This is a genomic window from Micromonospora marina (assembly GCF_900091565.1).
GTDB lineage: Bacteria > Actinomycetota > Actinomycetes > Mycobacteriales > Micromonosporaceae > Micromonospora > Micromonospora marina.
In genome coordinates, this window is sequence record NZ_FMCV01000025.1 from 102,436 (window position 1) to 109,302 (window position 6,867).

Genomic DNA, 6,867 nt, shown 5'->3' on the forward strand with positions numbered 1-6,867 from the left:
AGGGAAATGAGAAATGGGCTGGAATAAACCCTCGATAGCGCGTCCGCGATGACCAAGATTTTACTCACCCCCGGTCAAATAGCATTGACGTTCACCTCCGCACAAGGCGATCCGGAATTCCGCCTCCGCTGTGCGATGAGCCGAGTCAAGCATGACGTTCCAGCCCCGTCAAGCCCCGCCGGGACGAAGTCGTCGACAAGGCCGCACGCACTTTCGGACGAGCCCTCGACCAACCTCCCGAACACCTATATTCCCAGCTCAAAAGCTTGATCGAGCCAGAGATTCGGCCCACAACGAATCGTTGGCCGTCGAGTTTCTGGGGGCCTATAATGACTGCATGATAATGCCGGCGGCGACGGTGGCAATCGCGTCCTCTTTCAATACCTCAAAGCGTTCGCGCCAGCACCTGGATGCAACCTCAGGCGCGACGACAAACGGTCGCCGGCCACTCCGTCGGGCGAAATAGGCTCCCGATGTACACCGAGCAGGCTCTCGCCGACCTGGTGCGAATCCGAGCGGGTCGACGAGACGCGGCGACCCGGGAAGCCGGCCGCTACGACAGCCGGTTCAAGCAGTGGGACGAGCGTGCGAGCGTACGCCGAAAGCCGCGGCGGGTACTCGAGTCGCAGGATCCGGAGACGCTCTACTTCCCGCCCGAACTGCTCCCGGTCGTCTCCCACCCGCTGGTGCGGGCGAGAGGGCCCGAGGTGGTGCGCCGCCTGCTCGTGTACCGGCTCTACGACTACCTGCACTTCACCACGGATCTCGAGGAGATCGCCGTGATGCCCGTGGCGACGAGGATCAGCCGGGGGCGGGCCGGACTGCACCTGCCCGAGAAGATGCGCGCCGACGCGTTCAAGATCGTGACGGACGAGGCGTGGCACGCGCAGTTCTCCTACGACCTCATCCGTCAGGTGGAGGAGGGGACCGGGATCGCCTGGCAGGACGGGGACCTACCGGCGTTCGTGCCGCGTCTGGACGCGATCCGAGTACGCCTGCCCGAGCACCTCCGGGGCGCCGAGGGCCTGTTGTTCTCCGTCGTCAGCGAGACCCTCATCTCGAGCATCCTCGCCGACGTGCCGCGCGACCACCGGTTGCCGCAGGCGGTCCGGGAACTCGTCCGCGACCATGCCGAGGACGAGGGTCGGCACCACGTCTACTTCCGCACGGTCCTGCACCACTTCTGGCCCGCGCTGGGCACCTCGGCGCAACGCGCGATCGGCCCCTACCTGCCCGAGATCATCCTCGCCTTCCTGGAGCCCGACTATCGGGCGGTTGCGCGCAGCCTGCGTCGGATCGGCCACGGCGCAGCCGAGATCGAGCAGATCCTCGCCGAGTCGTGGCCGAACGCACGGGTAGCGAGGGACGCCGCGAAGGCCGCCCGCTGCGTGATCAAATACCTGGCCGAGGTCGGCTCCCTCGACGATCCGCAGACGGCCGAGGCCTTCGCCGCCGCCGGTCTGGTCAGCTGACCCGCCGCCCGTACGGAGGTCCGGCAGTTCCACGGCTGCTACTCCGTGGGCGACGACCAGCTCTGGGGCGTCATGCGGCGCCGCAAGAGCAGCGCGAACACCCTCGCGGCGCTCAAGTCGATCCGGGCCGCCCTTCCGGACGGGCGCCAATCTACGTGATCCTGGACAACCTGTCCGCGCACAAAAGCAAGAAGATCCGGGCCTGGGCGGCACGCAACAAGGTCGAGCTCTGCTTCACCCCGACCTACGCCTCCTGGGCCAACCCAATCGAGGCCCAGTTCGGGCCGCTACGCACCTTCGTGATCGCCGGCTCGAACCACCCGAACCACCCGGCGCCAGCTCGAAAACTGCAGGACTACCTGCGGTGGCGCAACGCCAACGCCCGCCACCCGACGTCCTGGCCGCCCAACGCCGCGAACGCGCCCGCATCCGCATCCGCATCCGCATCCGCAGCGAACGACAACGACGCTGGGGCCAACCCACCACCCGCGCAGCCTGACCCAACACTCCAAACGTCCGTGGTCACGGCACTAGCTAGTGCCGTGACCACGAACGTTCACGGTGTTGGTTGACACGCCGTTCGGCCTGTCGGTCCGGCGCACATCCAGCCACCGCTGCTCATCCAACGCCCCCACCGCCAGCCGCCCCACGCCGGTCCGTTCACGACCCGAGCAGCCTCACCCTCAGTCACCCGCTGACGACGGACAAACAGTGCGCACCTCTGCAAGATCAGCTGTACCTAGCTCTGCACTCCAGGCCGTACCCCGACAGCAGCTGCTCAGAATCACCCGCCGAGGAACTGGCTCCCCGATCCGGCTGCGACGGGCGATGGTCGTGCTCGCCTCGGCCGGTGGGAACACGGTGCCGGCCATCGCTCGCCTGGTCCAGGCCGACGAGGGCACGATCCGGCAGGTCATCCACCGGTTCAACGAGATGGGGATGGCCAGCCTGGACCCTCAGTGGGCGGGTGGCCGTCCCCGCCAGATCAGTCCTGACGAGGAGCAGTTCATCGTCGAGACGGCCAACACCCGCCCCGAGAAACTGGGGCGACCGTTCACCCGCTGGAGCATCCGCAAGCTCGCCGAGCACCTGAGCTCACATGCCGCCCGCCGGGTCCGGGTCGGACGGGAACGGCTGCGGCAAATCCTGCACCGACACCGAATCAGCTTCCAGAGAACCAAGACGTGGAAGGAGTCCACCGACCCGCAGCGTGACGTCAAGCTCGCCCGGATCGAATACGTGAGCAGTCACTTTCCGCAGCGGGTGTTCGCGTTCGACGAGTTCGGCCCTCTGGTGATCCGGCCGCAGGCCGGAACCGGGTGGGCGCCCGAGGGCCATCCGCGTCGGCTGCCCGCGAACTACCCACAAGCTGCACGGCGTCCGGCAGTTCCACGGCTGCTACAGCGTCGGCGACGATCAACTCTGGGGCGTCGTGCGGCGTCGTAGGAGCGCCGCGAACACCCTCGCCGCGCTCAAGTCGATCCGCGCCGCCCGCCCGGACGGCGCACCGATCTACGTGATCCTGGACAACCTGTCCGCGCACAAAGGCCGCAAGATCCGAGCGTGGGCGGCTCGGAACAAGGTCGAGCTCTGCTTCACCCCGACCTACGCCTCCTGGGCCAACCCGATCGAGGCCCAGTTCGGGCCGCTGCGCACCTTCGTCATCGCCGGCTCGGACCACCCCAACCACACCGTGTTGACCCGGCGGCTGCAGGCCTACCTGCGCTGGCGCAACGCCAACGCCCGCCACCCCGACGTCCTGGCCGCTCAACGCCGCGAACGCGCCCGCATCCGCATCCGCATCCGCAGCGAACGACAACGACGCTGGGGCCAGGCCGCCACCCGCGCAGCCTGACCCCAACACCGTCAACGTTCGTGGTCAGAGCACTAGCCCGAGCGCGACCACATCCAGGCCCGTACTGACTCCCCCTCCGCGGGCTTCGAGCGCTGCCTCAGGGCAGGACGCGGACGCCGGGCCAGCGTTCGGCTGGGCGGTGGCGGGCTAGTCGTTGCCGGGAGACCTCCGGGCTGACTCTGGTCGGGTTGCGCCGCCACACCCCGTCGAGCAGGTCGTCAAGGCCGTGCGGTGCGCAGACCACGATCTGGTCGTGCGCGTCGAGGCGGACGGCCACGGCGGTGGCGTATTCGGGCCAGGTGGCGACCTCGTCGGCGATGGTGCGCAACGGGGTCACCGGGTCGCCGCCGAACTTGACGGGATACCAGGTGTGCACGGCGGCCTGGTTTTTCGCCTCCCACGGAGGATCCGGCCAGGCCGCCACCAGCCGCAGGGTGGCCCGCTCGTCGTTGTCGCGGCTCAGGTCCGTCGGGTCGACGAAGACGACATCGACGTCACGCACCGATGACGGGTCGAAGCCCTGACCGTACCGCTCGGCCCAGACGAGGTCGCGGATGGTGCCAGCGCCAATCCAGGCGTCCGGGAGGCCGGAGTCCCGGACGACGCCCAGCGCCCGGATCAGCCACGGGCTCCGCTGGGCCAGGTCTCGCAGTTCGTCTTCCCGCATTGTTTCCCCAGGTTGCCACTGTTGGATTCCTGATCAGTCGAACAACCGGCCCACGAGGGCACCCTGGCCGGATTGCAGGACGTGCGCGGCCCATAACGGTACCCAGGACCAACTCCGGATCCCGGCACCGCCTCCGTAGACGCAGCATGAGTTCCCCCCGCTTTGATGGAGCGGTGGTTACCTGCTGCCGGCTGGTGCAGGGGTAGCGATAGGTGGTTCGGCTGGTTGCGTCTGGCGGGTGTGCCAGGCGGTCTCGTACTCGTTCGGGCTGAGGTCGCCCAGTTCCTTCTGGATGCGGCGGGTGTTGTACCAGCCGTCGATGTAGGCGAAGATCGCGTTCTCGGCCTCGTCGCGGGTCCGCCACGAGGTGCGGTAGACGAGTTCGATCTTCAACGTTGACCAGAAGTTCTCCATCAGCGCGTTGTCGAACGAGTCGCCGACAGAGCCCATCGAGGGCAGGATCCCGTTGTCCTGCAACCGTTCGGAGAAGCGGAACGACGTGTAGTTCGACCCTCTGTCCGAGTGGTGGATCAACTGGCCGTCGCGGACATCGCGCGACCAGATGCCGTATTCGAGGGCGGCGAGGATCAGGTCGGTGTCGCAGCGGTCGGAGGTCTTCCATCCCACGATCCGGCGGGAGAACACATCCCGGACCGCGGCGAGCCAGAACACGCCTTCGCCGCAGGGGATGCGGGTGGCGTCGGCGACCCAGAGCCGGTTCGGCCCGGCCGCGGTGAACTGCCGGTTGACCAGATCCGGCGCCGGGGTGTGCCGGGGATCCTGCCGGGTGGAGCCGCCGCGCCAGCCTCGACGCAGGAACGCACCCTGCCAGCCCTGCTGCGTCATCAACCGCTCGACGCGCTTGCGGCCCACGCCGATGCCGTCACGGCGCAGCTGCCGATGCACCCGGTCCGCGCCGTAGGTGCGCCCCGACGTCTTCCAGATCTCGTGGATGTTGGAGATCAGCCCCAGGTCGACCACGTCCCGGTCGCAGGGCTGCTCGGCCTGCTTGACCCACGCGTAGTAGGTCGAGGCGCCGATGTTCAGGACCCGTAGCAGGAGCGCGACCGCGAACTGGTCACGGTGTTCATCAATGAACGTCATGACCGTCGCCGGGTCGGGTCGAGCTCCGCCGCGAAGTACGCGCTCGCCGCTTTCAGGATCTCGTTCGCCCGCCGCAGCTCGGTGACTTCCCTGCGCAGCCGGCGGTTCTCCTCGGCCATCTCGCTGGTCGGCCGGTCGTGACGCTCGTCGGCGTCTGCCTCGGCCTGCCGGATCCAGTTCCTGAGCGCCTCGTGATGCACGCCGAGCTGCTCGGCCAGGCGCCGGATGACCGGCTTCGGATCCGACTCGCGATACAGGCGCACAGCGCGCTGACGTAGCTCATCGGGGTACTTCTTCGGTGCTGCCACGGACAACTTCCTCCCCCACGGCCATCAGACCATGGTCAAGAAGCTCCATGAAAGCGGGGGTGGCTCAACCAGCAGCATGCCCAGGAGCACCAGAGTGCCCTCGGTCGCTACCTCCAGCGCCGGGCCAAACCACGACGGTGCACCCGCCGTCGCCCCGATGACCGCTCGGTACCCAGACACCGAAACTCCGTCGGTAACCTGCACGGCCCCGGCCCGGCCCAACCCGCCCGGAGAAAGCCAGGCGACCGCCACCGCGACCGCTGCCAAGACGCCGACCGCAGCCAACAACCGCCCAGCTCCGCTGGTTGCTCGTGTTTCTCGTTTCATGGGGGTCGACCGTAGAAACGAAAGCGGCCGGAGACCCGAGCCGAACGGCAACCGCGCACCCCGACGATCGTCAGGGTTGACCACTCCGCAGAAAACAACGCAGCGGGCCGAGTCGGACGCTGCCCGAGTCCCGGGCCGGGCCTGCCCACCGGCCGGGCACCGGCCTTCGACGAGAGCCACCACCCGGGCCACAGGTGGCCGCCGCCCGCCCAGTGTGCAGATCGCCGGAAGGCACAGGTGGCGAGCGTCGGTCGACGGGCCCGTACCGGCAGGTAGGCGGACCTCGGTGGAACAGGTGAATCCATCAGAAGGGCGCGGTCATGGCGACGTCAGGTGTGATCTTCAAACGGTGCGGGTGCCGAGACGACCAGCGGCGGCGATTGGAGCAGTCCTGCCCCCGACTGGGCGAACGTGGCCATGGCACCTGGTACTTCCACTGCTCTGCCCGGAACTTGCTCGGTCGCTGCGAGCGGGTCCGCCGCGGTGGTTACCCCTCGCGGACCGCCGCTCGCCACGCCCGCGACGAATGGCTGAACAGCACCGAGGCGGACCGGACGGCGCAGGGCTGGACGGTCGAGCGGTGGCTGCGTCACTGGCTCGACAACCGCACGAAGATCCGACCCACCACGCGTTTCCACTACACCCGCGACGTCGAGAACGTCCTCATCCCCCACCTCGGCCGCTACCGCCTGGCCGACCTCGACGCCCCGCTCCTGCGCACCGTGTTCGCCGAGATCGGAGCGACGAGAAACAGCAAGGGCCGCCCGCAGTCCGCCTCGGCGATGTGTCCCGCACCGGGTTAGATGGAGACATCGAAACCTGGAGGAACACCAGCGATGCCTGCACCGAAGAAGTACCCCGATGAGCTGCGTGAGCGTGCGACCCGGTTGGTCTTTGAGGCCCGTCGGGATCCGGCCGGTGCGGTCGGCGTGATCCGGCGGATCGCCGACCAGCTTGGAGTCCATCCGGAGGCGTTGCGGACGTGGGTGAAGCAGGCCGAGGTCGACGCCGGTGTGCGGCCGGGCACGACCAGCAGCGATGCCGAACGCATCGCGGCCCTCGAACGGGAGAATCGTGAGCTGCGGCGGGCGAACCAGATCCTGAAGTCCGCGGCGTCTTTCTTCGCGGCCGAGC

6 protein-coding genes and 2 pseudogenes are annotated in these 6,867 nt (G+C 68.1%); 5 read left to right on the forward strand and 3 right to left on the reverse strand.

Annotated elements, in window-relative coordinates:
• Positions 1-473 precede the first annotated feature (473 nt).
• The 3 genes and pseudogenes from GA0070215_RS24005 to GA0070215_RS29745 all read left to right on the forward strand — a co-directional run bounded on the left by GA0070215_RS24005 (position 474) and on the right by GA0070215_RS29745 (position 3,327).
• Positions 474-1,472 carry a diiron oxygenase gene (locus GA0070215_RS24005; protein WP_167361561.1) on the forward strand — a complete coding sequence of 333 codons (999 nt, stop codon included), beginning with the start codon at positions 474-476 and terminating at the stop codon, positions 1,470-1,472.
• A gap of 18 nt (positions 1,473-1,490) precedes the next feature.
• A pseudogene (locus tag GA0070215_RS24010) lies at positions 1,491-1,971 on the forward strand (transposase); the annotation flags it as partial.
• Between the two features lie 212 nt (positions 1,972-2,183).
• A pseudogene (locus GA0070215_RS29745) lies at positions 2,184-3,327 on the forward strand (IS630 family transposase).
• 97 nt (positions 3,328-3,424) lie between these two features.
• Here the strand turns inward: GA0070215_RS29745 and GA0070215_RS24020 are convergent.
• The 3 genes from GA0070215_RS24020 to GA0070215_RS24030 all read right to left on the reverse strand — a co-directional run bounded on the left by GA0070215_RS24020 (position 3,425) and on the right by GA0070215_RS24030 (position 5,406).
• Positions 3,425-3,994 carry a nucleotidyltransferase family protein gene (locus tag GA0070215_RS24020; protein ID WP_091050129.1) on the reverse strand — a complete coding sequence of 190 codons (570 nt, stop codon included), beginning with the start codon at positions 3,992-3,994 and terminating at the stop codon, positions 3,425-3,427.
• 177 nt (positions 3,995-4,171) lie between these two features.
• Complete coding sequence (locus GA0070215_RS24025) at positions 4,172-5,098, reverse strand: IS3 family transposase (RefSeq protein ID WP_091050131.1); 927 nt, start codon at positions 5,096-5,098, stop codon at positions 4,172-4,174.
• Positions 5,095-5,406 (reverse strand): transposase, encoded by a 312-nt coding sequence (locus GA0070215_RS24030; protein WP_067308719.1) that lies wholly within the window; start codon positions 5,404-5,406, stop codon positions 5,095-5,097. Before GA0070215_RS24030 ends, GA0070215_RS24025 begins: the two co-directional genes overlap by 4 nt.
• A 779-nt stretch (positions 5,407-6,185) precedes the next feature.
• Here GA0070215_RS24030 and GA0070215_RS24040 point away from each other — a divergent pair.
• The gene (locus GA0070215_RS24040) at positions 6,186-6,536 is read left to right on the forward strand and encodes an N-terminal phage integrase SAM-like domain-containing protein (RefSeq protein ID WP_244167123.1); all 351 of its coding nucleotides are present in this window, start codon (positions 6,186-6,188) and stop codon (positions 6,534-6,536) included.
• Between the two features lie 33 nt (positions 6,537-6,569).
• Positions 6,570-6,867: transposase (locus tag GA0070215_RS24045; protein WP_167361562.1), on the forward strand; the 298-nt coding region annotated here is incomplete at its 3' end.

Bases quoted from the DNA above. Each gene is read 5' to 3' on its own strand.
- GA0070215_RS24005 (WP_167361561.1), top strand. From the start codon at position 474: ATGTACACCGAGCAGGCTCTCGCCGACCTGGTGCGAATCCGAGCGGGT.
- GA0070215_RS24020 (WP_091050129.1), bottom strand. From the start codon at position 3,994: ATGCGGGAAGACGAACTGCGAGACCTGGCCCAGCGGAGCCCGTGGCTG.
- GA0070215_RS24025 (WP_091050131.1), bottom strand. From the start codon at position 5,098: ATGACGTTCATTGATGAACACCGTGACCAGTTCGCGGTCGCGCTCCTG.